The sequence below is a fragment of the Streptomyces sp. NBC_00414 genome, from assembly GCF_036038375.1.
Lineage (GTDB): Bacteria > Actinomycetota > Actinomycetes > Streptomycetales > Streptomycetaceae > Streptomyces.
Map to the genome: position 1 here is coordinate 1,023,458 of NZ_CP107935.1, position 23,974 is coordinate 1,047,431.

The window sequence follows — 23,974 nt, forward strand, 5'->3', positions numbered from 1 at the left end:
TCGGAGCGGATCCTGAGACTCTGCGTCGGCGTCGGGCGAAGCTCGTAGCTGCGCCCCGCAGCACGGTAAGCGCTCACAAGCAGCGTGGCTTCCTCGCCTGCTTTCGTGCCGCTCGGCAGGTGCCTACTACGTTCTCAGTAGCGGTAACTGCCAGCAGGCGTACGACGACAGGATGGCCCGCATCCGGAGAGGCTGGGCGGACCGACCAGCACCTACCGGGGGGACCTCCTGTCGTGGCCGTATTCCTTCACCAAGTTGGCCGTCTGGCCTTTCGACGACGCTGGTACGTCACTCTGATCTGGGCGGCCGTCCTGGCGCTGACCGGACTTGGTGCACTCAAGGCTCCGGAGGCGTCCGACAAAGGGCTCTCCATGCCAGGTATCGAGTCCCAGAAGGCGTTCGATCTGATGGAACGGAGTTTCCCCGGTGCCGCTGCCGACGGTGCGACCGCCCGGATCGTCTTCGTCGCGCCGCCCGGCGAGCAGATCACCGATCCTGGGAACAGACAGGCCGTCGAGAAGACCATGGCCTCCCTCGCCGGCGGCACGCAGGTCGCGAGCGTCTCCGACCCGTTCCGCTCGAAGACGCTGAGCAAGTACGGCCGGACCGCGTATGCGACCGTCACCTACGAGGTCGGGGCCAAGGAGCTCACCGATGCCAGCAGGAACCGGCTGGAGGAGGCCGTTCAAGGCGCCCGGGACGACGGGCTGACCGTCGAGGCCGGCGGAAAGGCCCTGGACGCGGGCGGCGGTCCGGGCGGTGCGGCCGAGCTGATCGGTGTCGTGCTGGCCGCCGTCGTCCTGCTGGCCACCTTCGGCTCGCTCGCTGCGGCCGGGCTGCCGCTGCTGACCGCTCTGATCGGAGTCGGAGTCAGCCTCGCCGCGATCCTGGCCCTGGCCCATGCGCTGGACCTGTCCGCGACGACGAGCATCCTGGCGATGATGCTGGGTCTCACGGTCGGCATCGACTACGCCCTGTTCGTGGTCTCCCGTTACCGCGAGGAGCGAGCCCGGGGCCGTACGCCCGAGGAGGCGGTGGGGTTCGCGGCCGGCACGGCCGGGTCCGCGGTGGTGTTCGCCGGGTCGACCGTGGTCATCGCGCTGGCCGGACTCGCGGTGGTCGGTGTCCCGATGCTCACCAAGATGGGCCTGGCCGCGGCCGGCGCGGTCACCGTCGCCGTGCTGATCGCCCTGACACTGGTCCCGGCGCTGCTCGGCTTCTGGCCCAACGCCGTGCTCACCCGGCGGGACCGCAAGGGCGGACGGATCGGGGAGCAGAGCACCCGGAACAACTGGGGCACCCGCTGGGCGCGCTTCGTGCTGCGGCGTCCGCTGCCCGTACTGCTGCTGGGTGTGACGGGGTTGGGTGCTCTCGCCCTGCCGGCCATGGACCTGCGGCTCGGCAATCCCGGGGACGAAGCCAAACCGGCCTCCACCACCGAGCGCCGGGCGTACGATGCGCTGGCCGAAGCCTTCGGGCCCGGCTTCAACGGACCTCTGACCATCGTCGTGGACGCACGGAACTCCACCGGCGCGAAAAGCGCCGTCCGGTCCGTCGCACAGCGGATCGGTGACACCAAGGGGGTCGTCTCCGTCTCTTCGCCCCGCTTCGACGCGACGGGGGACACGGCCGTCTTCCAGGCCGTGCCATCCACAGCGCCGACCGACGAGAAGACCAAGAGGCTGGTCGCGTCCATCCGGGACGACCGGCCCACGATCGAGTCCCGGACCGGGGCGACCTTCGCCGTCACCGGCACCACCGCCCTCGACATCGACATCGCCGAGAAGGTGCGGTCGGCCCTGGTCCCTTACCTGATCGTCGTTTTGGGCCTCGCGGTCGTACTGCTGCTGCTCGTCTTCCGGTCCCTGCTCGTCCCGCTGAAGGCGGCCCTCGGATACCTGCTGTCGGTCCTGGCCTCCCTGGGTGCGGTCGTCCTGGTCTTCCAACAGGGCCACGGCGCCGCACTGGCGGGAGCGGAGCACACCGGGCCGGTCATGAGCCTGATGCCGATCTTCCTGGTGGGCATCGTCTTCGGCCTGGCCATGGACTACGAGGTCTTCCTGGTCTCCCGGATGCGCGAGGCGTACGTCCACGGGGAATCGCCCGACCAGGCGGTGACCAGTGGGTTCCGGCACAGCGCCCGGGTCGTCGTGGCCGCCGCGCTGATCATGATCGCGGTGTTCGCCGGATTCATCGGCGAGAGCGACTCCATGATCAAGATGATCGGCTTCGGGCTGGCCTCCGCCGTCCTCTTCGACGCCTTCGTCGTCCGGATGGCGATCGTGCCCGCGGTCCTGGCCCTGCTCGGCCACAAGGCCTGGTGGCTGCCGGGCTGGCTCGACCGGCTGCTGCCCCGCGTCGACGTCGAGGGCCAGGCGCTCGACCGGCGGTCCGGCGTGGGGGACCCGCAGTCCATCGGGTCGACGGCCGCACGGGAGGTGTCCCGCACCTGACACCACTGCTTCTTTACTGCCGGGGCCTCCCTGTATTGGATGAAACGGGGCGGCCCCGGGGGCCATCCGTGGGAGACAGCGACGTATGCAGAGCAGCGACCGGAGAATGGTATGAGAACCGGCCCTGAGGGTTACACCGACCGTTTCGAGCAGTACGCCGACCGCCATCCCCGCGTCGTCGACGCGGTCATCGTGCTGGTGCTGATGGCCTGCGCGGTCGTGGGCAGTGGTCTCACCAGGCCCGGCGCCGCCCCGCCCCAGCGTGATGCCACCGTCCTGGTCGTCATGGGGGCCTCATGTCTCGCGCTGTTCGCACACCGAAGCCGTCCGCGGACCGTCACTGTCGTCAACGCGGTGTGCATCGTGGCCGTCACCGCGCTGGAGTACGTACTGACCCCTCTGCTGCTGGCTCCCGTCATGGCGGCGCTGTACTGGTTGACCACACACACCGGACTCAGGACCGCGCGCTTCTACAGCCTCACCACGGCAGCAGCTCTGATGACCACGTCAGCGGTCTTCGACCCCACGTACCCTTCCTCCCCCGTGCCACGGTCTATCGGCTACTGCTTCTGGCTGTTGCTGCCGCTCGCCGCCGGCAGCATGACCAGACTGCGGCGCGCCTACGTGGCGTCCGTACGGGCGCGCGCCGAACACGCCGAGCGGACCCGGGAGGAGGAGGCGCGGCTGCGGGCCACCGAGGAGCGCATGCGCATCGCCCGCGAACTGCACGACGTCGTCGCCCACCACCTGGCCCTCGCCAACGCCCAGGCAGGCACAGCAGCCCATTTCGCGCTCACCGATCCGCAGCGGACGAAGAAGATCCTCACCAGCTTGACCGACACCACGTCTTCCGCACTGCGCGACCTGAAAACCACGCTGGGACTGCTGCGCCACGACAGCACCCCGGCCTCGGAACCGCTGGAGCCCTCCCCCGGCCTCGCCCACCTGCCCCAGTTGGTTTCTACATGTGCCGCTGCAGGACTCACCGTCACGGTCACCACGACGGGAGAGGTCCGTCCGCTCACCTCCACAGTGGACCTGACGGCGTTCCGGATCGTGCAGGAGGCACTCACCAACGCCACCAAACACGCCGCCGCGAACTCGGCCGACGTGCAACTCATCTACAAGGACTGTCGCTTGCTGATCACGATCACCAACGGCGCGCCGTCAGACACCACCGACGCAGCTGCTGCCGTGTCGGGCCAGGGTTTCGGCATCATGGGCATGCGCGAACGAGCCCACACCGCCGGCGGTGAACTCCGCGCGGGCCCGCGACCAGGAGGCGGTTTCGAAGTCGCGACCAGTCTGCCGCTCCGGCCCACTGCGACCAAGGCGTCCTCGAAGACCGCAGACGATCCGGCAGGAGAAGCATGACCATCAGGGTGTTGCTCGCCGACGACCAGACCCTGCTGCGGGCCACCTTCCGCATGCTGATCGACTCCTGCGACGACATGACGGTGGTCGGCGAGGCCTCCGACGGTGCGGAGGCGATGGACCTGGCCCGCACCCACCACCCCGACATTGTTCTCATGGACATCCGCATGCCGGGCACGGACGGCCTCGCCGCCACGTCGGCCATCTGCGCGGACCCGGACCTGACCGCCACCCGCGTCTTGATCCTGACCACGTTCGAGACCGAGGACTACGTCGCCCAGGCACTGCGCGCGGGAGCCAGCGGCTTCCTGGGCAAAGACGTCACAACCGACACCCTGCTGGCAGGGGTGAGAACCGTGGCGTCCGGTGAAGCCCTCCTGTCCCCAACTGCCACCCGCACCCTCATCGCCACATTCCTCATGACACCCGACCCAGGGACCCAGCTCGCATCCCCAGGACACCTGGCGGAACTCACCGCTCGCGAACGCGAAACGATGGCCATGGCCGCCGAGGGGAAGTCGAACACCGAGATTGCCGAAGCACTCACACTCAGCCCACTGACCGTCCGCACCCACATCTACCGCGCGATGGCGAAACTTGGTGCCCGCGACCGCGCCCAACTGGTCGTCATTGCCTATCAGACGGGCTTGGCGCAGGTGACTCCGCCAACACGGTAAGGGCGCACACATACGCAGCAGGACACTCCCCCATGCCGTCGCCTTCCACGAACACCTGAGGGGTCACGGCGCGTACTGATCGGCAGGTCATGTGCAGCGTTCGGCAAGGTGGCCCCAAGATCACCTTTTACGCCCACACGGGCCGCTGCCCCCTTCACCGCGATGGTCGCCGACAGCGGCACCACCGCCTACTTGGCCTCTGGCTACCGTCGCCCGGTCAACGAACGAACGTTCTCCAGCAAGGCGTGCAGCAGAAACGGAGGCTCCGCGACAACCGCTCGGGTCGCCTCCAGGTATGAGGCCACGCCGATGACTCGCCCCGAATCCGCCCCGCCCCCGTCGCGCGCGCCGCACTCGACGACTTGCGTACCTGGCTGCGGGCCTACCGTCGGGTGCCCTCCCTCAGGGGTTCGGCTGGACGCGCGGCGTGCAGGGCGACCACCTCGCAGACCTGATCGTCCAGTGGGCCGACTCGTACGACTGGCGGGAGCACGAGGCTCGGATCCGCGGCCGGCAACGGGCCCTGGTCGTAGTGATGCACAAACTCGCCGTCGCGATCTGGCACATCCTCCACAACAAAACCCGCTACCAGGACCTCGGCACCGACTACTTCACCCGCCGCGCCCCCGAACGTGCCATGCGCCGCATGCCCAAGGAAGCCAACCGCATCGGCCTCACCGTCCGCTTCGAACCCATCACCGCGACGGCCTGACCAGCACTGACTCAACTTTTCGTGTCAGAGTCACGGCATTGTCCCTGAGTATTACCTCGGCCCTCAGAGCTCGTAAGGCGATCTTGCGCAAGTGTCCTGGTCGGTCGTGCCCGATGTGGCGATTCGATCGTTCAGAAGTGAGTACCCGGCTGGCCGTCGATCGTGAACGACGACTTGTGGGCGCTGATTGAGCCGCTGCTGTCGCCCTGGCCGGAAAGTCCCGCGGCCGGGGGCGGACCGGCTGTGTCTGCAGGTATCCTGCGTGTGCTCCACGACGACGTAGCCTGGCAACTGCTCTCCCAGGCGCCGCGGGGTTCGACACCGTGTGGACCTGTCGGCGCAGGCCGGAGCGGTGGCAGCAGGCGAGGGGTTTCGACCAGTTGCACCGCATCTTGCTCGCTGCATTCAGTGCGGCCGGCAAACTCGACCGGTCCGGGGCGTGCGTGGACGGCTCCCACATCCGCGCGAAGAAGAAGAAGAATGGGGAGCCGACACCGGTCCATAGCTGGTCGAGCGCCGGAAGACAGGCAGCAAACACCATCTGAGCTGCGATGGACGTGGCACCCCGCTCAAGGTCATTACCGCCGCGGCCCACGTTAGCTACGTCGCCCAGACCTTCACCCTCGCCGACCGCCTCCCGCACGTCGCAGGCTGTCCCGACCGGCCAGGCTGCCACCCCGACGCACTGGTTGAGAACAAGGGCCACGGCTCCAACCCCAACCATCGAGCGCTGTGCAAGCGCCGGATCCCGCCGGTCATCTCCCGCAAGGGCGCCCCGAACATCAAAGGGCTGGGTAAACCTCACTACGTCGTCGAGCAGGCCTTCTTCCTCCACCAGTGCAAGCGGGCTCGACGTGCGATAGGAACGCCGCACCGAACTCCACGACCCGTTAGTCTCCCTCGCCTGCAGACTCATCTGCTCGAGACAGCTCAAGAGGCACCGATCATGATCGTGTCACGAACTCTCAATGCGCCACAATCGGATGATGCCGACGGTGGCACATCGAGGCGCCGACAACTTCCTAGTCTGGCGCCATCACCAGGTCCCCGATGACGTGCAGGCCGACCTGAGCCGCCAGCCAAGGTGCACGCATGGCTTCGATCTGCTTGACGTGGACAAAGACCGTGTGATCTGGTGCGGGCTCCTTCAAATCGAGGTCGCGTACATTTACGCACAGGGTCACAAAGGCACCACGGGCCCCACCCCGGCCCAGACCGATTTCAGGAGCCTCCGGCCAAGCGTTGAAGTCCCATCTCACAGTGGCCGGACTGTCCGCCACTGCGGCCAGGAACGGCTCCACGGCCTCCGGCGTGTCAGTGCTGCGCAATACGATGGGAAGGTGTGCCGACGGATCGTCTCCATCTGCTGACGAGCCGTCCCTCTCGTCCTCTCGTGTCCACCACTCGGCATCTGGCAGCACCTTCTGCACCGACGCAAGGGTACAATTGGAAGAGATGATCGCCTCGAAGTCGACCTCAAGATTCTGCAGGTCGGCGATTCTCAACAGCTGCTCAACCACCTGCAAAGCCGCAGATAGGTCGGTCGTTCGCAGGATCGGCTGCGCATAGGAGTTTGACATAGTCGCCATTTTGGCACTGCCACGGATCTCACTGGTGAGCGGCCCTGCCTGACATGCACAACTTGCCATTGCTGAGCCTTTTCCAACCTCAGTTCGTGCAGGCCAGCAGCCGGGTGTTGATGGCTCAGACGGGGCACCAGGTCTCGGCCGTCGGCTCTCCCGGCGGGTCAGCTTCCCCTGTCATCTCCGCAGTTGTCGACGCGCTGGCCTGCGGCCACCCGACCGCCTGGTCGTGACGGGCTCGCATCCGGTCGATGGAGACATCGCCCCTGACTTGTTGAATCGACCCCAGACGCCCGGTCTGCAGCCGTAGCGTCCAGGGTGCCGGTCGGCACGGGCTCGCATTGCCCCATGCCGCCCTGCGGGGCTGACTCATGATTAGCGTGCCACCGCCGACCGGCACCCGCGCGGTGTGGCTCGACAGAGGCATGAACGTGTGAGACCGCACCTTCAAGTCAGGGTGTCCACCGCACACTTCTGCCCCACCGAGCACCTGGTCAGGACGCGCGTGATCACCATCGGAATCGACCCCCACAAGTCCTCTCACACCGCCTTCGCGATCGATGCCGCAGGCCACAAGATTGGCCAGCGGAAGTCCGTCGTCAACGCCGAAACCTTCGGTCAGCTGATGCGCTGGAGCGAGCAGTGGCCCGAGCGTCGCTTCGCCGTCGAAGGCGTCGTCGGGCTCGGGCGGACGCCCGCCCAGCAACTGGCCACTGCGGACGAGGACCTTGTCGATGTGCCCTCGGCCCTGTCTGCCAGGGCCCGTCTCCTGTCGACCGGCGATGACCGCAAGACCGACCCTGCCGACGCGCTGCACGTCGCTCAAGTCGCCCTTTTCAGAACCGACTTGCGCAAGGTCACCGCGGAGGACCAGTCCACGATCCTCCGACTGCTGACCGAGCGACACAATGACCTGGTCAACGAGCGCACCCGCACCACGAACCGCCTGCACGCCGTCCTGCGGGACCTGCTGCCTGGCGGCGCCCCGACCCGGCTCTCGGCGGACGGCCGCCACCTTGATGAAGGGCATCCGACCTCTCACGGCGACGGACAACTGCCGCCGCGACATCGCCCGCGATCTGCTGGCCGACCTGCGTCGCCTCGATCGCCAGGTCAAGGACAACGAGGCCCAGATGCGAGACGCCCTCGCCCCCTCCCGCACCAACCTGACGTCGTTGCCAGGCTTGGGCACCGTGCTGGCCGCGAAGGTCTTGGGCCACATCGGCGACATCAGTCGCTTCCCGACCGAGCACCACTTCGCCAGCTACGTGGGCAACGCGCCCTTGGGATGGCGACGGTGCTCACGACTGACAGTGCCAAGGATGTTGTTCATTGCCACATCCGGACCAGCTGCTCTGATCCCCTTCGTAGTGACATGAGGCTCAGCGAAAACGAAGATCCCCGGTGACAAAGCGGGTCAGGCTCCATCACATCCGTGCGATGCCGAGCATGGCGTGGGTGACGTCGTCGCCATTGAGGCGGCAGTCGCGGAGGATCTTCCAGCTCTTCATACGGGCGAAGACGTGCTCAACGCGGGCGCGGACCCGCTTGTGGGATTTGTTGTGGGCTTGTTTCCAGTCGGACAGTTCTTCCCCTTTACGGCGTCGGTGGGGCATCACGAGCCAGGTGCCTGGATAGCCGCCGTCGGCTATGGTCATGGTCGTGCCGACGGCTGCCTTCGCGCCGGACTCCTCCCACGCCTTGCAGTCGTTGCGGTTGCCGGGCAGGGGCTGGCCAACCACGACGATCAGGCGAGTGTCGGCGTCAATGACGACCTGGTGGTTGGTTGAGTAACCGTAGTTCTTGGACTGCTCGGCGATGGTGTGATCGCGGGTGGGCACCAGAGTGCCGTCGACGATCAGCACGGTTTCCTTTGTGAACCGCTTGCGGGGCTGGAAGACGAGCATAGGCCCGAGGTGATCGATGATCCGGTCCGCCGCCGACTTGGACACCCCGAACAGCAGGGCCAGTTGGCGCATAGTCAGGTTCGTGCGCCAGTAGGCCGCGACCAGTAGTGCCCGGTCCTCCAGTGCCAGGCTCCACGGCCAGCCCCTGCGGACAGCATCCGCACCCTCGCGCCGCAGAACTGTCACCAGCTTCTTGAACTGCCGCGGGACTAGTCCCGTGAACGGGGCTATCCAGAACGGCTCCGACGTCGTGATCACACCAGCCACCGCAGGATCGTTTCACGGTGCCCAGTGCAACGCGAGAATGCCCCTATGACTGAAGAGCTGGTGAGTTTCCTTGAGGCGCGACTGGATGAGGAGGCCGACTTGGCCCGGCGATGCGACGGTGACGGATGCGGTGAGTGGTCTGCCCATGGACACACCGTCGACTTCTGTCAGGTTGACCTCTCCGGCTTCCACCCCACGATTGCTCAGCACGTGGCTCTCCACGACCCGGCCCGCATCTTGCGAGAGATCGAGGCCAAGCGGCGCATCCTGGCCCGCCACGCCCGCGACCCCTGGCCCTGCCACGACTTGCGCGACCTTGCTTCGCCCTACGCCGGCCATCCGGACTTCCCCGCCCGGGCCTGAGCAGCACGAGCAGAGCCTCCGACGAAGATGGGTGCCTGAACCGAGTCCCGCCCACGGAGATCGTTTACGGGACAGCCCTTAGTCAATGGCATCTTTTGGTGTCCGGTGTGTGTCACTACTTGCCTGGTGGTCGATCGCAGATCGAACTCGTTTCGATCGCGACCGGACCGCCATACTTCATCGTTTGCGACGTGTCTGTGGTGCCTTTGCCTCACCTGATTGCCAAGAGAGCGAAGGTCGCTCTGCGCTGACGGTCCCGAAGGCCTCAGAGCCCCGCAACGGATGAGGTGTGGGACGGCTGGGCCGCGAGGAAGATCAGGCAACGCAGGACCGGTGCACGGGAACAGATGCTGGGGTGCGACGACCGACGGCGGGCAAAAGTGGGATGCGGAGACGTCTGCAGTGCACTGGTGTGGCGCTTCCCGGCCTTCGCTTGGCTGTTTCGGCACGCTCCTGCTGACCTTCCGGATTCTGGACGGCGGCTTCTCCATGCACTGAAAAGTTTTCCATGACCGGGCTCCGCCCCTTAGGGTGGCCGGTGCAGCTGGTTCGCCCCGTCCGCCAGGCGGGATGCGTCGCAAGAGGGAACCCGGTGGGAATCCGGGACTGCCCCGCAGCGGTGAGTGGGAACGACCGCCGTCACACGCACTGGGCCCGATCGGGTCTGGGAAGCGACGGCCAGTAGGTGTCCTCCGCAGGGAGGACGTGCCCGCGAGTCCGAAGACCTGCCAACTGCCCGTGCGCGAACCATTCGTGCGCGGAGATCCCGGTGACCTCGTGGGCGGGTCGGCGTACTTGATCCGGCGGAAGACCGCGCTCTGCGCGCGGCTCGGTTTCCGCCCGGTCCGTCACCCCTTCGCGTTCGCGTCCCGTCCCGGGATCCCAGGGAGATGTCTCGCGAAGGAGATTTCCGTGACAGCGCAGTCCGCAGCCGCGGCAGCACGGGCCACCGTGTACGGCTACCCCCGCCAGGGACAGAACCGGGAACTGAAGAAGGCGATCGAGGGCTACTGGAAGGGTCGTGTCGACGCCGACACCCTCCGGACCGTCACCGCAGAACTGCGCCGGACGAACTGGCGGCAGCTGGCCGGGGCCGGCATCCACGAGGTCCCCACCGGTGACTTCTCGTACTACGACCACGTCCCGGACGCCGGTGTCATGGTCGGCGCGATCCCCGAACGCCACCGCGCCGCCGTCGAGGCCGACGCCCTGGACGGCTACTTCGCCATGGCACGCGGCACCCAGGACGTGGCACCGCTGGAGATGACCAAGTGGTTCGACACGAACTACCACTACCTGGTGCCCGAGTTGGGCCCGGACACCGTCTTCACTGCCGACTCCACCAAGCAGGTCTCGGAGCTGAAGGAAGCCCTCGCACTCGGCCTCGCCGTACGGCCCGTCCTCGTCGGACCGGTCACCTACCTCCTGCTCGCCAAGCCCGCGCCGGGCGTGTCCGCCGACTTCGACCCGCTCACCCTCATCGACCGCCTGCTGCCCGTGTACGCCGAGGTCCTCGCCGATCTTCGCGCCGCGGGCGCAGAGTGGGTCCAGCTCGACGAACCGGCTCTGGTGCAGGACCGCACACCCGCCGAACTGAACGCCACCACCCGCGCCTACCGAGATCTCGGCGCGCTGACCGACCGGCCGAAGCTGCTGGTCGCGTCCTACTTCGACCGGCTCGGGGACGCCCTGCCGGTGCTGGCCAAGGCCCCGGTGGAAGGGCTGGCGCTGGACTTCACCGAGTCGGCCGCCGCCAACCTGGACGCGCTCGCCGCCGTGGGCGGACTGCCCGGCAAGCGGCTGATCGCCGGAGTCGTCGACGGCCGCAACATCTGGGTCAACGACCTGGGCAAGTCGCTCACCACGCTCGGCACCCTTCTGGGGCTGGCCGACCGGGTCGACGTGGCCGCCTCCTGCTCCCTCCTCCACGTCCCCCTCGACACCGCCGCCGAACGAGACATCGAACCGCAGATCCGCCGCTGGCTCGCCTTCGCCCGGCAGAAGACCGCGGAGATCGTCACCCTCGCCAAGGGCCTCGCGGGCGGCACCGGCACGATCGCCGCCGAACTCGCCGCCAACCGGGCCGACCTGGCGTCCCGCGCCGGCTCGGCGATCACCCGCGACCCCGCCGTACGGGCCCGGGCCGCCGCCGTGACGGAGGCCGACGCCCGCCGCCCGGAGCCGTACGCGGAGCGGGCCTCGGCCCAGCGCGCCCGCCTGGGCCTGCCGGTGCTGCCGACCACCACCATCGGCTCGTTCCCCCAGACCACGGAGCTGCGCACCGCACGGGCCGACCTGCGCGCCGGGCGGATCGACAGCGCCGGGTACGAGGAGCGCATCAGGGCCGAGATCGGCGAGGTGATCTCGTTCCAGGAGAAGACCGGCCTGGACGTGCTCGTGCACGGCGAGCCCGAACGCAACGACATGGTCCAGTACTTCGCCGAGCAGCTCACCGGATACCTTGCCACCCAGCACGGCTGGGTCCAGTCCTACGGCACCCGTTACGTCCGCCCGCCGATCCTGGCCGGTGACATCTCCCGCCCCGAGCCCATGACGGTGCGCTGGACGACGTACGCCAAGTCGCTCACCGCCAAGCCGGTCAAGGGCATGCTGACCGGTCCGGTCACCATGCTCGCCTGGTCCTTCGTCCGCGACGACCAGCCCCTCGGCGACACCGCCCGGCAGGTCGCCCTCGCCCTGCGCGACGAGGTGAACGACCTTGAGGCCGCCGGGACTTCGGTCATCCAGGTCGACGAACCCGCCCTGCGCGAAACGCTGCCGCTGCGCGCCGCGGACCATCCGGCGTATCTGGCGTGGGCCACCGAGGCGTTCCGCCTCAGCACCGGTGGCGTACGCCCGGACACCCAGGTCCACACCCACATGTGCTACGCCGAGTTCGGTGACATCGTCCAGGCCATCGACGACCTCGACGCCGACGTCATCAGCCTGGAGGCGGCACGCTCACACATGCAGGTCGCCCGGGAACTGGCCGGACACGGCTATCCGCGCGAGGCAGGGCCCGGTGTGTACGACATCCACTCGCCCCGCGTGCCGAGCACCGACGAGGCGGCGGCCCTGCTGCGCAAGGGACTTGAGGCCATCCCCGCCGACCGGCTCTGGGTCAACCCCGACTGCGGCCTGAAGACCCGCGCCTGGCCCGAGACCCGAGCGTCCCTGGAGAACCTGGTCGCCGCGGCCCGGGCGGTCCGCACGGAGCTGTCCACGTCCTGACGCATGACAGGAGCCGGGAGATGGGGCGCGGGCCCTGTCTCCCGGCTCCGGCTCCGGGTTACGGCTCCGGCTCCGGTTCTGGCTCCGAAAATCCGAACCTGGCCGGTCCCTGTGGTGCTACACCTGAAACGGACACGACCTCACGGGGGTGAGCCATGGACGTGGTCAGCACCGCGGAAGTCCCGCAGGAGGAGAGGTTCGGCTTCTGGCGCGAGGTGAGCTCGAAGCTCTGGGTGCCCTACGACACGCGTTGCGAACGGCAGGTGGAGAACACGTTCCGCGCCGAGGTCAGCATCAGTCAACTCGGCCCTGTGCAGGCGACGTTGATGACGACGATGCCGCACTCGGTCCACCGTACGCCCAAGCTCATCCGGCAGACGGATCCCGAGGTGTTCAAGCTGGGCTGCATCTTGCGCGGCTGCGGCAGGATCACGCAGGACGGCCGGTGCACGGATTTCGGAGTCGGGGACCTGATCCTGTTCGACACCTCCCGTCCCTACCTCTCCGGGTTCGCACCGGGTGTGCCGGGAAACCAGCAACTGCTGCTCCTGCGCTTCCCCCGCTCGTTGCTGCCGTTGCCTCCCCGGGACCTGCGGCGCCTGAGCGCGGTTCGCATCCCGGGCGCGCAGGGTGTGGGTGCGCTGTCCTCGCACTTCCTGATGCAGCTCGGCCGGCGCATGGAGGAACTCAGCCCCTCCGACACCGCCCGGTTGTCCACGCTCACCCTCGACGTGCTGACGGCGGCGCTGGCCACCGCGCTGGACGCCCAGAGCCTGGTGCCGCCCCACACCAGGCGGCGAGCGCTCATGGCCCGGATCCACGCCTTCATCCGGGACAACCTGGGCGACCCGAACCTGACCCCGGACACGATCGCGGCGGCCCACCACATCTCCCTGCGCTATCTGCACAAGCTGTTCCGCGAGGAGGGACACACCGTCGGCGGCTGGGTCCGTGAGCGCCGGCTTGAACAGTGCCGTCGCGACCTCGCCGACGCCCGGCTCACCGCCCGGCCGATCGGCGCGATCGCCGCCAGGTGGGGATTCGCCAGCCCCGCGCACTTCAGTCAGGTGTTCCGCGGCTCGTACGGGCTCTCCCCGCGCGAGTTCCGCAGACAGTGCACGCAGACCACAGACCTGTGCACGTACGCGTAAGGACAGGCCCGGTCGTTGCCCGCACCCTTTTCTGAGGGTCACGACTGGAGGTAGACATGCTCAGGAAATTCATTGCCACGGCTGCCGTGGTCACCGGAATCAGCCTCGCGGGGGCGGGCATCGCCACCGCGGTACCGTCCGGGGCCGCCGAGCGGATCACGCCGGCCGGCGGGGTATCGGCCGCCGCCGAATGGCACACGGTCGGCTCCTTCGAGAGGCTGTCGGAATGCCAGGCCGTGGGCAGGGCGTACGTCGCTCTGGGCCTTGCCAAGGCCTGGGCCTGCGACGACGTCGGCTACTGGCGTCTGCGCGTCCTGGACTGATCGCGTGGCCGGCCCGGCAGCCGACACGGCGGGCGGTTCCGATGGGTGCCGCACGCCGCTGGTCTCCGGAATCGGGGGTGCCGGGCCGGTCGCCACGAACAAGCCACCGGCTGCACGTATTTCGCGGATCGCCGCGCCAACTGCCCTTGCCTGCCTCTATGTTCACTGCGGCACGTCGCCGCGACAGTCACCCGAACCTGGAGGCCCCGCCCATGCGTACCTCGCTCCGCACCACGGTGGTCGGCGCGGTCGCCGCCGTCACCGTCCTGGCCGGGGGAACCGCCCACGCGACCCCGCCCGGCCCCGGAGTCACCGGCACACTGATCACGCAGAAGACCGTCGGCGGCACCGACTACGTCGTCCGGGAGATCACCGTGCCGCCCGGCCAGGCCACGGGCTGGCACTACCACGACGGCCCGCTCTACGCGTACGTGAAGCAGGGCACGCTCAGCCACTTCGACTCCACGTGCGCCTCGGACGGCGTGTACCCGAAGGGCAGCACAGTCCAGGAGCCGGCCGGGTCCGGCAACGTGCACATAGGCCGCAATCTGGGGGACACGCCGGTCGTGCTCACCGTGCTGTACGTACTGCCGCACGGCGCGCCCTTCTCCGAGGACGCCCCGAACCCGGGGTGCGCGTTCGAGTAGCGGCGGTATCCGGCTCAGGCCGTGGTGGCTCGGTCGCGATCCCGGTCCCGGCTCCGGTTCCGGTCCCGGTCCCGGTCGTGGTCCCGGTTCAGGCGCTTGCGGAGCGTCTGGGCGAACTCCTCCGCCTCCGCCAGCTGCCCGCGGAGCTTCTCCACCTGCCAGACGGCATGCTGCTCGTACTCGCGGACGCGCCTCAGCAGGGACTGCCGCTCGTACGCCGACAGGTCCTCGTCGGAGTCGAGGCGGTCGGTGACCGCGAGCAGGTCGCGCATCTGTTCCAGGGAGAAGTCGAGCGGCTGCATGCGGCGGATCGCCTTGAGCCGGGCGACGTCCTCCCTGGTGTAGAGGCGGAAGCCGCCCTGGGAGCAGGCGGAGGGGGCGACCAGGCCGGTCGCCTCGTAGTGCCGGATCGTGCGCAGTGCCAGCTCCGTGCGCGCGCCGACCTCGCCGATCTGCATGTGCTCACTGCTCATTCGGGCGCCCTACCTCGTCTGTCTCGTCTGGGTCCGCCGCCCGGGCCATGGGGCGGCCGACGTCGATCGCTACGGTGACGTCGAGGTGAAGTATGTGATCATCAGGCCGGTTCCTTGTCGTTCCCACTCCGTGGGACGGAGAAAAAGTTCCCGTGGTGCGGAAAACGGGTTCCCGTGGTCCCGACCGGCTCGGCGCGGCGCCCGGCGGCGTTCCTCAGCCCTTCACCGCCCCCGCCGTGAGGCCCTGGACGATGTGCCGGCTGGCGAAGGCGAACAGCACCATCGTGGGCAGGATGGTGAGGACCGCCGCCGCGGACATCGAGCCCCAGTCGATGTTGAAGCTGGAGATGAACCCGTTCAGCGCCGTGGGGACGGTCTTGTTGCTGTCGCTGTTCATCAGCGTCACGGACAGGAACAGCTCGTTCCAGCAGTTGACGAAGTTGAAGATGAACGCCGCGATGATCCCGGGCCGCATCACCGGCAGCAGCACCCGGAACAGCGCCCCGAACCGGGACAGGCCGTCGATCATCGCGGCCTCCTCCAGCGCGTCCGGGATGTTCTCGAAGAAGCCCCGGAGCATCACCGTGCAGAACGGGATGCAGACCGCGATGTAGACGAGGATGAGCCCGAGCCGGTTGTCGACCATCTTGAGGTCGGTCATCAGCAGGTACAGCGGCCCCAGCGCGATGAACGTCGGGATCATCTGGGTGACCAGGGCGGCCATCAGCAGCGCCGACTTCGTACGGAACTCGAAGCGGGCCAGTACGTACGCCGACAGCATCGAGATGACGGTGGCGATCGCGGCGGCGACGGTGGCCACGATGAGGCTGTTGGTGAGGTAGACGCCGAAGTCGGCCTTGCCGAACAGTCCGCTGTAGTTCTCCAGCGAGAAGTGCTCGGGCCAGTAGGCGATCGGGAAGGCGAAGATGTCGCCGGGCGCCTTGAGGGACGTGATGGTGATCCAGTAGAGGGGGAAGACGGTGAAGACCAGCCACAGCCCCAGGAAGGTGAACTTGGTGGCCCGGCCCGCCGTGGACTCCTTGCCGATCACGGCTTCACCTCTCGCTTCTCGCGCGTGGCCAGGAGGAAGAAGACCGCGAACACCAGCAGGGTGGCGACGACGATGAGGCCGAGCGCGGAGGCTCTGCCGTAGTCGCCCTGCTGAGTGATCTTGATCATCCAGGTGGTCACGATGTGCGTCTCGTTGTTCGGCCCGCCGCCGGTCATCCCGAAGATCAGGTCGGGGAAGTTGAAGATCCAGATGATGCGCAGCAGCACGGTCAGCGCGAGCGTGACCCTGATGTACGGAATGGTGATCTGGAAGAGCGTGCGCACCTTGCCGGCGCCGTCCAGCGCCGAGGCCTCGTACAGCTCCTCGGGGATGGACTGCAGCGCGGCCAGGATCATGATCGTGAAGAAGGTGACCCCGTACCAGATGTTGGCGACCACGACGGCGAACATCGCCGTCTTCGGGTCGGCCAGCCAGGCGACCGGCTCGTCGATCAGGCCGACCTTCTGGAGCAGGTCGTTGACGACGCCGAACTCGCTGTTGAACATCCAGCGGAACAGGATGCCGATGAGGAATCCGGAGATCGCCCACGGGAAGAAGATGAGCGCCTGGTAGAGCCCGCGGAAGCGGAATCTGCGGCGCAGCCACAGGGCGAGGGCGAAGCCGATGACCAGCTGGGGCACGATCGAGCCGAACACCCAGATCGCGGTGTTGCTCAGCACGGTGCCCCAGGCGGGGTCGGCGAAGACGTCGCGGAAGTTCTGCAGGCCCACCCAGGAGGTGTCGGTCAGGTCCGTCAGGTTCCAGTGCCGGAAGGCCATCTGGCTGCCGGCGATCATCGGGTAGTACGTGAAGACCGCCACGAAGATCGCGGCCGGGGTCATGAAGAGGGTGATGAGGAAACCGCGCCGAGCGGTGAACTCCGGTTTACGGCGGCCTGGTTGCACCTTGCGGACGGGCCGGGCGCCCCCGTTGCCGGAGGCCCCCGCCGAAGCCGTCTTGGCCGTCTGCGTCGTTGACGTCGTTTCGGACGCGGTGGGCATGGCTAGTTCTCCTGCTGCCGCTTCTCGGTCCAGTACGTGTCCCAGCCGGCCAGCAGTTCCTTGGGCGTCGTCTTGCCGAGGACCATCTTCTGGATGTCGGCGTCGGCCTTCTGCTGCCACTCGGCCCACCAGGCGACACCGCGCGGCTGGCTGACGTTGAGGTAGGTGTCCGGGTTCTCCGTCATGGTGACGTAGCTGGACCAGGGGCCGGTCTTGTAGAACGGGTCCTCGGCGGCCGACTTGAGGATCGGCACCAGGCTGTTCTTCTTGGTGAAGCTCGTCGACGCCTTGCCCTCGGAGAGGAACTCGACCAGCTTGACCGCTTCCTTCTTGTGCTTGCTGCCCTTCGCGACGCCCCATCCGGCGGTGGCGAGCGGCTGTACGGTCTTGCCGCTGGGGCCTGCCACCAGCGGGGCGGTGCTCCACTGGTCCTTCTTGATGGACTTGGACTCCGAGACGGTGGCGATCACCTCGGGGTCCTGCAGCAGGAAGGCCGTGGAGCCGTTGGAGAAGCCCTCGACCATCTCCGGGTAGCCCCAGGAGACGGACGACTTCGGGGACGCCTCCTTGAAGAGCTTGAGGTAGGTCTGCATGGCGTCGAGCGCCTCGGGCGCGGAGAAGATCGTCTTGCCGTCCTTCAGCTTGAAGCCGTCGGCGGGGTCGATCTCGTCGGCGACGTACGCCTCGATGATGGCGGTCGCGTTGCCCTGTGCGTTGGCTCCGCCGCGGAAGGCGTACCCGTACTTGCGCTTGCCCGGGTCATGGATGGCCGAGGCCTGTTCAAGGAGTTCGTCCCAGCTGGCCGGCGGCTTGCTGAAGCCGGCCTCCTTGATCAGGTCGGTGCGGTAGAAGACGCTCAGGCCGTAGAAGCCGTAAGGGACGAAGTACGTCTTGCCCTTGGCGTCCTGGGATGCCTTGACGGCGTTCTCCGTCATCGCCTCCCAGCCCTTCCAGCCGGTGAGGTCCTTCTTCATGTCGTAGATCCAGCCGTTGTTCGACCAGGGTCCGACGGTGGTGTCCCGCACTTCGAGGGTGTCGACCCCGCTGCCGGACTGGAGCATCTGCTGGATCTTCTGGTCGGCCTGCTCGGTGGGCGGCGAGATCAGGTTGACCTTGATCTTGGGGTTCTGCTGCTGGAAGTCCGCTATGAGGCCCTTGATCAGGTCCGTGCGAGCGGGGTTGGTCAGGCTCTCCACCATGTTGAGGGTGACCGTGCCGTCGGCCTGCGAGCCGCTCATGCTGCTACAGCCGGTCAGGACCATCGTGGCGGCGGTGCCGAGGGCGAGAACTGCCGTCCTTCTTCTCATCGTGCCGACCTCTTTCTGTGCTGCTGTGCTGGGGACGGGGCGTTACGGAGAGCGCGGGGGCATGGTGCGGGTGCCGGGCCGCGCCTACGACACGCCGGGTTGTTCGCGGGCCGCGCGGGCCCATCGGCCGAGGAGGGGAACGCAGTCCTCGGCGAAGTACTCGTAGTCGGCCGCGGTGTTGTAGACGTGTGCGGACAGCCGCATGTAGCCGATGCCGTCGAAGCTGGTGAAGGCCGCCTCCACGCCGAGTTCGCGGGCGGCCCGGTCGCGCAGCGCGTCGGCCTCGACTCGGCTGCCCGCCAGGCCGTCCGGCAGCCGTACCAGCCGCATGCCCGGGACCGGCATGCCCACGTCGACGGTGCCGGTGACGCCGCTCAGTTCGGCGAAGGCGGCGCCGATGACGCGCTCGCCGTAGCCGGCCAGCTCGTCCATGTACCGGCGGGCGGTGTCCCAGCCCCAGGTGCCCTCGACGAAGTCCAGGGCCGTCGGTGCCGCGAGATAGCCGGTGGCGTCGATCGTGCCCTGCTGGTCGAAGCGGTCGGGATACGGGTCGGCGGCGCCCCACGAGTCGATCAGAGGGTAGAGCTCCTCGCGCAGCTCGCCTCGGGCGACCAGCGTGGCGGTGCCGCGTGGCGTGCAGCCCCACTTGTGCAGGTTGCCGACCCAGAAGTCGCAGGCCAGGCCCTCCAGCGGGGCCTCGATCAGACCGGGGGCGTGCGCGCCGTCCACCAGCAGGGGGATTCCGCGCCGCCTGGCCTCGGCGCCGATCAGCTCCACCGGGAGCCTGCGCGCGGTCGCGGAGGTGATCTGGTCGATGACGATCAGGTCCGTGTCCTCGTCGAGGGCGGCGACCACGGCCTCGTACGCCTGCTCCTCGCTCGCGTCCAGCGGTATGCGGGCCGTGCGCACCTCGCCGCCCCAGCGCCGGGCGAGGCGTTCGGCGCCCATGGTCACGGCGCCGTAGCCGTGATCGGTGACGACGATCCCGCCACCGCGGCGGCGCTGGAGGGAGGCGTACACGACGCTGATGCCGGCGCTCGCGTTCGGCACCAGGGCCACGTCGTCGGGGGCGACCCGCAGGAAGGCCGCGAGGTCGACCCTGGTGGCGGCGATCCGCTGCGGAAGGGCCGGAAACCACACCACCGGCGAGCTGTCCATCTCGGCGCGGAACTCGTTCTGCCGCTCCTGGGCCACCAGGGGGACCGCCCCGAACGAGCCGTGGTTCAGGTGCTTCATGACGGGGTCCAGCGACCACGCCCGGGCAGCGGGCCGACCGTCTGCCAGCAGCAACGGGCGCGGGGCTGTGGTGACCTCGGTCTCGCTCACATCACTCCACTTCTACCGAACCCGATGTCCGCCCGCATCAGACCGTAGACATCTGACGCTGGGCGGGACACGTATGATGACTCGGCATCCTGCACGGCATTTTTGCGCCACGCAAGGGGTCTGCAGCGATAGTCATCAGATGACTTTCGGTCGATACATCGGAGACATCTGACGACTTCGAGTCGCTAGAGTGCCCGGGGGCTACGGTGCCGCCACCGGCCCGCCACGGGAGGAAACGGATGTCCGCAGTCGACAGGGCGTTCCACGGCCTGCGTCACATGATCGCGACGGGGCGGCTCGGGCCGGGAGAACGCATTCCGCCCGAGGCCGAGCTCGGCGAGGAGCTCGGTGTCTCGCGGGGCCCGCTGCGGGAGGCCGTCCGGATGCTCTCGGCCCTGGGTGTGGTCGAGCCACGGCACGGCTCGGGGACCTACGTGTCCCAGCTCAGGCCGGAGGACATCATCGGCAGCCTCTCGCTGACCCTCGAACTCCTGCCGCTGGCGGGCCTGTTGGAGGTGTACGAGATCCGGCGGGTGCTGGAGGCGCATGTCGCGGCCAAGGCCGCCGCCCGGCGGACCCCGGAGACGGTGAAGTCGCTCTTCTCGCTCATCGAGGCCATGGAGGCCACCGAGGACCCCAGCGAGGCCTCGGACCTCGACCACCGCTTCCACGCCGAGATCGCTCGGGCCGCCGAGAATCCCACGCTGGCCTCGCTGCTCGCGGTCTTCCGGGCCCGGTCCCGCAAGTACCAGATCTTCACGCTGCCCGAGGGGCCTGAGCTGCGGCGCAAGAGCGACGCGGACCACCGGGTGCTGGCGACCGCGATCGCCGACCGCGACCCGGGCGCCGCGGCCGGGGCGGCCGAGGCGCATGTCGCGCAGACCGAGCGGTGGTTGCGGGCGTTCACTCCGCCCGTGGAGGAACGGGATGACGACGGGGTCGATGCCGGGGCCCTGCCGGGCTGAGGGCTGCAGGGCGGGTGCGCTGCCGGGGGGCTTGGGGCCCGGGGGGCCGCGGGTGCGTCGCGGTTGCTCGTGCCGTTCCCCGCGCCCCTGACGGGGCTGCCGCCCCGCAGGGGGCGCCCGCTCCGGGGTCGGGGCGGGATCAGGACTCGGTCATGTGTCTGCCGATCCGTGCCGCCGTGTCGCGCAGCCAGATGTGGGCCGCGTCGTGGGTGTGGACGGGATGCCACCACAGTGCCTCGCGCAGCGGCACCGCCTCGTACGGCGGGGTCACCACGCGTACGCCGGCGAGCGGGGCCAGGAGCCGGGCGAGGCGCGCCTGGACCAGCGCGACGCGCCGGGTGCCCGCGACCAGCAGCGGCAGCAACTGGAAGCTGTCGACGGAGACTTCGACGTGTGGCTCGATCCCGAGCATGCCGAGCTGGCGTACGGCCGGGGAGTCGTAGGTGCGCTGGTAGGTGACCCAGGGCAGCCGGGCCAGGTCCGCGCGGGTGAGCCGGTCGCCGACGCCGGGATGGTCCTCGGACACGATGAAGACCCAGCTGTCCCCGTACAGGTCGGTGGCCGGGAAGTCGCTGATGACGCCGTGCGGCATGAGCAGGCCGTCGGTGGCGCTGAGCAGGGTGGCGGTGTCGTCGACCACCGTGGGCGGTGTCTGGCTGAAGCGCAGCCGGATACCGGGGGCCTCCTCGTGCACGACACGGGCCAGTTCGGTGCCGAACACGGCGACGGCGTAGTCGGAGGCCAGGAGCCTGAACTCGCGGCTCTCCCTGGCCGGGTCGAAGTGGGCCTGGCTGGCGAAGAGGCGTTCCAGCAGGTCGTAGGCGGTGGAGGTGCGGTCGAGGAGGACCTGGCCGAGGGCGGTGAGTTCGTAGTGGGCGCCGACCCGGGCGAGCAGGTCGTCGTCGAAGTGACGGCGCAGCCGGGCCAGGGCCGCGCTCATGGCCGGCTGGCTCAGCCCGACGCGCTGCCCGGCGCGGGTGACGTTGCGTTCCTCCAGCAGGGCGCGCAGGGCTACGACGAGGTTGAGGTCGAGACGGGCCAGATTCACGGCGGTTCCTCCAGCTGCGCGGCGCTGACCTGGGGCGAATAAATCTCATGGATGGCGATCATCCACGGAATCTATTTCCCTGATCGTAGGTGGCGGGTCCAGATTGGTCACACCGCAATCAGGAGGACATGTCCGTGAAACCCGAAGCCGCGTCCGCTCTCTTCGCCGGACGCTTCGCCCTCGCCACCCTCTCGACCCCCGACGGGCCGGCCTTCCCCGCCCTCGTCACGGCCGACGCCCGGGTGCTCGACCTCAGGGCCGCCTTCGGCGACGAGCACCTGACCGTCCGCTCGCTCCTGGCGGACTGGGACACGGCGCTCGGGCGGCTGTCGGCGCTGGCCGCCGACGACGGCCCCGGGGACGGGCCGCTGGCGGACTTCCGGGTGCACGCCCCCGTCGAGCCGCGCCAGGTGTTCCAGTCCGGTGCCAACTACCGGCAGCACGTCATCGATCTGCATGTCGCGCACCTCGACCCGGCCGACGACCGCCCCGAGGAGGAGCGGCGCGCCGAAGCCGCCGAGATCATGGACCGGCGGGCGGCCGGGGACCTGCCGTACGTCTTCATCGGGCTGCCGAGCGCGATCACCGGCCCGTACGACGATGTCGTGCTGCCCGCATGGGCCGAGAAGCCGGACTGGGAGCTGGAGTTGGCTGCCGTGATCGGCCGGCCCGCCCATCGGGTGTCCGTCGAGGAGGCGCTGGACCACGTCGCCGGATACACGATCGCCAACGACCTCACCGACCGGGCCACCGTCTTCCGCCGGGACATGCCGCAGATCGGCACCGACTGGCTGCGCAGCAAGAACGCCCCCGGCTTCACCCCGCTCGGCCCCTGGCTCGTGCCCGCCGAGTCGGTCACGGACCCGGGCGACCTGCGTCTCGTACTCAGGCTGAACGGCGAGAGCATGCAGGACGAGTCCACCAAGGACATGATCTTCGACGTCGCGCGTCTGGTGTCGTACGCCTCCCAGTCCGCCGAACTCCTGCCCGGTGACCTGGTGTTGACCGGTTCCCCGGCGGGCAACGGCATGCACTGGGGGCGGCTGCTGCGCGACGGCGACGTCATGGACGCCTCCGTGACCGGCCTCGGCGCCCAGCGCACCCGCTGCGTGGCGGAGGTGACGCGATGACACCGCACGACCGCTCCGACCCCGGGGGCGCGATCGCGCGAGCCGCCAAGTCGTTTTCGAACTGGGGCCGTTGGGGCGAGGACGATGTGCTCGGCACACTGAACCATCTGGACGAGGCCAAGCGCCGCGAGGGTGCCGCGCTGGTGCGGCGGGGTGTCAGCTTCTCCCTCTCCCAGCGGTTCGACATGGACGGCCCGCAGAAGGGCTGGCGGCGGCGCACCAACCCGGTGCACACCATGCTGGACACCGGTACCGACGCCGCCCTCGGCAACCAGGGCTTCCCGCACGGCATCGGCGGCGCCGACGACGTGATCGCCATGCCGCTGCAGTGCTCCACCCAGTGGGACGGGCTCGGGCACATCTTCGACCACGGCAAGGCGTGGAACGGGCGCCCGGCGGAGAAGGTCGTGACCTCCGACGGCGACCTGGTGACCGGCATCGAGCACATGGCGTCGCACGTCGCCGGGCGGGGCGTACTCCTGGACGTCGGCCGCACGATCGGCAGAGCGGACTCAGGTCACGCGGACGGCGAGTTGCCCGACGGGTTCGCCGTCACCGAGGAGCACCTGGCCGCGACCGCCGAGGCCCAGGGGGTCGCGGTCGGCCGCGGCGACATCGTGCTCGTGCGCACCGGCCAGCTCGCCCGGGCCCGCCGCGACGGCTGGGGCGACTACGCCGGCGGTCCCGCGCCCGGCCTGTCCTTCACCACGGCCGGCTGGCTGCACGGCAGCGAGATCGCGGCGATCGCCACCGACACCTGGGGCTTCGAGGTACGGCCCAACGAGTTCGAGCACGCCTTCCAGCCGCTGCACCAGGTGGCCATCCCCCACATAGGCCTGCTGATCGGCGAGATGTGGGACCTGGACGCGCTCGCGAAGGACTGCGCGGCCGACGGCGTGTACGAGTTCTGGCTCACCGCAGCGCCCCTGCCCATCACCGGCGCGGTCGGCTCCCCCGTCAACCCGATCGCCGTCAAGTAGTCCGG

21 protein-coding genes, 1 pseudogene and 1 riboswitch are annotated in these 23,974 nt (G+C 68.7%); of the genes and pseudogenes, 14 read left to right on the forward strand and 8 right to left on the reverse strand.

Going from position 1 to position 23,974, the window contains the following annotated elements; translation table 11 throughout:
* Positions 1 to 233 precede the first annotated feature (233 nt).
* The 4 genes from OHS59_RS04460 to OHS59_RS04475 all read left to right on the forward strand — a co-directional run bounded on the left by OHS59_RS04460 (position 234) and on the right by OHS59_RS04475 (position 5,216).
* Positions 234 to 2,453: an MMPL family transporter gene (locus OHS59_RS04460; RefSeq protein WP_328492072.1), complete on the forward strand. Its 2,220-nt coding sequence runs from the start codon at positions 234 to 236 to the stop codon at positions 2,451 to 2,453.
* Between the two features lie 111 nt (positions 2,454 to 2,564).
* The gene (locus OHS59_RS04465; protein WP_328492073.1) at positions 2,565 to 3,827 is read left to right on the forward strand and encodes a sensor histidine kinase; all 1,263 of its coding nucleotides are present in this window, start codon (positions 2,565 to 2,567) and stop codon (positions 3,825 to 3,827) included.
* Complete coding sequence (locus tag OHS59_RS04470) at positions 3,824 to 4,504, forward strand: response regulator transcription factor (protein ID WP_328492074.1); 681 nt, start codon at positions 3,824 to 3,826, stop codon at positions 4,502 to 4,504. The genes OHS59_RS04465 and OHS59_RS04470 overlap by 4 nt, the downstream gene beginning before the upstream one ends.
* 370 nt (positions 4,505 to 4,874) lie before the next feature.
* Positions 4,875 to 5,216: an epoxide hydrolase N-terminal domain-containing protein gene (locus OHS59_RS04475; protein ID WP_443061611.1), complete on the forward strand. Its 342-nt coding sequence runs from the start codon at positions 4,875 to 4,877 to the stop codon at positions 5,214 to 5,216.
* A 1,022-nt stretch (positions 5,217 to 6,238) separates the two neighbouring features.
* Here the strand turns inward: OHS59_RS04475 and OHS59_RS04480 are convergent.
* Positions 6,239 to 6,796, reverse strand: coding sequence for a hypothetical protein (locus tag OHS59_RS04480; protein ID WP_328492076.1), 558 nt, complete (start codon positions 6,794 to 6,796; stop codon positions 6,239 to 6,241).
* 508 nt (positions 6,797 to 7,304) lie between these two features.
* On the opposite strand from OHS59_RS04480, the pseudogene OHS59_RS44460 reads away from it, so the two are divergent.
* Both OHS59_RS44460 and OHS59_RS04490 read left to right on the forward strand, forming a co-directional pair.
* Positions 7,305 to 7,715, forward strand: a pseudogene (locus OHS59_RS44460) (IS110 family transposase); the annotation flags it as partial.
* Between the two features lie 103 nt (positions 7,716 to 7,818).
* Positions 7,819 to 8,178 (forward strand): transposase, encoded by a 360-nt coding sequence (locus tag OHS59_RS04490; protein ID WP_328499050.1) that lies wholly within the window; start codon positions 7,819 to 7,821, stop codon positions 8,176 to 8,178.
* Between the two features lie 48 nt (positions 8,179 to 8,226).
* Here the strand turns inward: OHS59_RS04490 and OHS59_RS04495 are convergent, their stop codons facing one another.
* The gene (locus OHS59_RS04495) at positions 8,227 to 8,973 is read right to left on the reverse strand and encodes a transposase (RefSeq protein WP_328492078.1); all 747 of its coding nucleotides are present in this window, start codon (positions 8,971 to 8,973) and stop codon (positions 8,227 to 8,229) included.
* A gap of 45 nt (positions 8,974 to 9,018) precedes the next feature.
* On the opposite strand from OHS59_RS04495, the gene OHS59_RS04500 reads away from it, so the two are divergent.
* The 5 genes from OHS59_RS04500 (at position 9,019) to OHS59_RS04520 (ending at position 14,688) form a co-directional block, all read left to right on the forward strand.
* Positions 9,019 to 9,336 carry a DUF6221 family protein gene (locus OHS59_RS04500; RefSeq protein ID WP_328492079.1) on the forward strand — a complete coding sequence of 106 codons (318 nt, stop codon included), beginning with the start codon at positions 9,019 to 9,021 and terminating at the stop codon, positions 9,334 to 9,336.
* Between the two features lie 528 nt (positions 9,337 to 9,864).
* A riboswitch (cobalamin riboswitch) is annotated at positions 9,865 to 10,083 on the forward strand.
* 165 nt (positions 10,084 to 10,248) lie between these two features.
* Entirely contained in the window at positions 10,249 to 12,567 is a 2,319-nt protein-coding gene (gene metE, locus OHS59_RS04505) for a 5-methyltetrahydropteroyltriglutamate--homocysteine S-methyltransferase (protein ID WP_328492080.1), read from the forward strand.
* Between the two features lie 155 nt (positions 12,568 to 12,722).
* Positions 12,723 to 13,718 (forward strand): helix-turn-helix domain-containing protein, encoded by a 996-nt coding sequence (locus OHS59_RS04510; RefSeq protein ID WP_328492081.1) that lies wholly within the window; start codon positions 12,723 to 12,725, stop codon positions 13,716 to 13,718.
* Between the two features lie 56 nt (positions 13,719 to 13,774).
* Complete coding sequence (locus OHS59_RS04515) at positions 13,775 to 14,041, forward strand: hypothetical protein (protein ID WP_328492082.1); 267 nt, start codon at positions 13,775 to 13,777, stop codon at positions 14,039 to 14,041.
* A gap of 212 nt (positions 14,042 to 14,253) precedes the next feature.
* Positions 14,254 to 14,688 (forward strand): cupin domain-containing protein, encoded by a 435-nt coding sequence (locus OHS59_RS04520; protein WP_328492083.1) that lies wholly within the window; start codon positions 14,254 to 14,256, stop codon positions 14,686 to 14,688.
* A gap of 14 nt (positions 14,689 to 14,702) precedes the next feature.
* Here OHS59_RS04520 and OHS59_RS04525 read toward each other — a convergent pair whose 3' ends face one another.
* From OHS59_RS04525 to OHS59_RS04545, 5 genes are all read right to left on the reverse strand, one after another.
* Positions 14,703 to 15,161: a MerR family transcriptional regulator gene (locus OHS59_RS04525; protein WP_328492084.1), complete on the reverse strand. Its 459-nt coding sequence runs from the start codon at positions 15,159 to 15,161 to the stop codon at positions 14,703 to 14,705.
* A gap of 214 nt (positions 15,162 to 15,375) precedes the next feature.
* Positions 15,376 to 16,212, reverse strand: a complete 837-nt coding sequence (locus OHS59_RS04530; protein WP_189768570.1) for a carbohydrate ABC transporter permease — start codon at positions 16,210 to 16,212, stop codon at positions 15,376 to 15,378.
* The gene (locus tag OHS59_RS04535; protein WP_328492085.1) at positions 16,209 to 17,213 is read right to left on the reverse strand and encodes a carbohydrate ABC transporter permease; all 1,005 of its coding nucleotides are present in this window, start codon (positions 17,211 to 17,213) and stop codon (positions 16,209 to 16,211) included. Before OHS59_RS04535 ends, OHS59_RS04530 begins: the two co-directional genes overlap by 4 nt.
* 2 nt (positions 17,214 to 17,215) lie before the next feature.
* Entirely contained in the window at positions 17,216 to 18,520 is a 1,305-nt protein-coding gene (locus OHS59_RS04540; RefSeq protein ID WP_328492086.1) for an ABC transporter substrate-binding protein, read from the reverse strand.
* 84 nt (positions 18,521 to 18,604) lie between these two features.
* Positions 18,605 to 19,846 carry an aminotransferase class V-fold PLP-dependent enzyme gene (locus OHS59_RS04545; RefSeq protein ID WP_328492087.1) on the reverse strand — a complete coding sequence of 414 codons (1,242 nt, stop codon included), beginning with the start codon at positions 19,844 to 19,846 and terminating at the stop codon, positions 18,605 to 18,607.
* A 239-nt stretch (positions 19,847 to 20,085) separates the two neighbouring features.
* On the opposite strand from OHS59_RS04545, the gene OHS59_RS04550 reads away from it, so the two are divergent.
* Positions 20,086 to 20,811 (forward strand): FadR/GntR family transcriptional regulator, encoded by a 726-nt coding sequence (locus OHS59_RS04550; RefSeq protein ID WP_328492088.1) that lies wholly within the window; start codon positions 20,086 to 20,088, stop codon positions 20,809 to 20,811.
* 139 nt (positions 20,812 to 20,950) lie between these two features.
* Here the strand turns inward: OHS59_RS04550 and OHS59_RS04555 are convergent, their stop codons facing one another.
* Positions 20,951 to 21,859, reverse strand: coding sequence for a LysR family transcriptional regulator (locus OHS59_RS04555; protein WP_328492089.1), 909 nt, complete (start codon positions 21,857 to 21,859; stop codon positions 20,951 to 20,953).
* 128 nt (positions 21,860 to 21,987) lie between these two features.
* On the opposite strand from OHS59_RS04555, the gene OHS59_RS04560 reads away from it, so the two are divergent.
* Both OHS59_RS04560 and OHS59_RS04565 read left to right on the forward strand, forming a co-directional pair.
* Positions 21,988 to 22,989 carry a fumarylacetoacetate hydrolase family protein gene (locus OHS59_RS04560; RefSeq protein WP_328492090.1) on the forward strand — a complete coding sequence of 334 codons (1,002 nt, stop codon included), beginning with the start codon at positions 21,988 to 21,990 and terminating at the stop codon, positions 22,987 to 22,989.
* Positions 22,986 to 23,969, forward strand: a complete 984-nt coding sequence (locus tag OHS59_RS04565; RefSeq protein ID WP_328492091.1) for a cyclase family protein — start codon at positions 22,986 to 22,988, stop codon at positions 23,967 to 23,969. Before OHS59_RS04560 ends, OHS59_RS04565 begins: the two co-directional genes overlap by 4 nt.
* Positions 23,970 to 23,974: the final 5 nt, after the last annotated feature.

Excerpts from the sequence above, each read along its gene's own strand:
- OHS59_RS04550 (WP_328492088.1), top strand. The coding sequence starts at position 20,086 with ATGTCCGCAGTCGACAGGGCGTTCCACGGCCTGCGTCACATGATCGCG.
- OHS59_RS04490 (WP_328499050.1), top strand. The coding sequence starts at position 7,819 with ATGAAGGGCATCCGACCTCTCACGGCGACGGACAACTGCCGCCGCGAC.
- OHS59_RS04500 (WP_328492079.1), top strand. The coding sequence starts at position 9,019 with ATGACTGAAGAGCTGGTGAGTTTCCTTGAGGCGCGACTGGATGAGGAG.
- OHS59_RS04510 (WP_328492081.1), top strand. The coding sequence starts at position 12,723 with ATGGACGTGGTCAGCACCGCGGAAGTCCCGCAGGAGGAGAGGTTCGGC.
- OHS59_RS04565 (WP_328492091.1), top strand. The coding sequence starts at position 22,986 with ATGACACCGCACGACCGCTCCGACCCCGGGGGCGCGATCGCGCGAGCC.
- OHS59_RS04480 (WP_328492076.1), bottom strand. The coding sequence starts at position 6,796 with ATGTCAAACTCCTATGCGCAGCCGATCCTGCGAACGACCGACCTATCT.
- OHS59_RS04535 (WP_328492085.1), bottom strand. The coding sequence starts at position 17,213 with ATGCCCACCGCGTCCGAAACGACGTCAACGACGCAGACGGCCAAGACG.
- OHS59_RS04540 (WP_328492086.1), bottom strand. The coding sequence starts at position 18,520 with ATGAGAAGAAGGACGGCAGTTCTCGCCCTCGGCACCGCCGCCACGATG.
- OHS59_RS04525 (WP_328492084.1), bottom strand. The coding sequence starts at position 15,161 with ATGAGCAGTGAGCACATGCAGATCGGCGAGGTCGGCGCGCGCACGGAG.
- OHS59_RS04520 (WP_328492083.1), top strand. The coding sequence starts at position 14,254 with ATGCGTACCTCGCTCCGCACCACGGTGGTCGGCGCGGTCGCCGCCGTC.
- OHS59_RS04470 (WP_328492074.1), top strand. The coding sequence starts at position 3,824 with ATGACCATCAGGGTGTTGCTCGCCGACGACCAGACCCTGCTGCGGGCC.
- OHS59_RS04560 (WP_328492090.1), top strand. The coding sequence starts at position 21,988 with ATGTCCGTGAAACCCGAAGCCGCGTCCGCTCTCTTCGCCGGACGCTTC.
- OHS59_RS04465 (WP_328492073.1), top strand. The coding sequence starts at position 2,565 with ATGAGAACCGGCCCTGAGGGTTACACCGACCGTTTCGAGCAGTACGCC.
- OHS59_RS04515 (WP_328492082.1), top strand. The coding sequence starts at position 13,775 with ATGCTCAGGAAATTCATTGCCACGGCTGCCGTGGTCACCGGAATCAGC.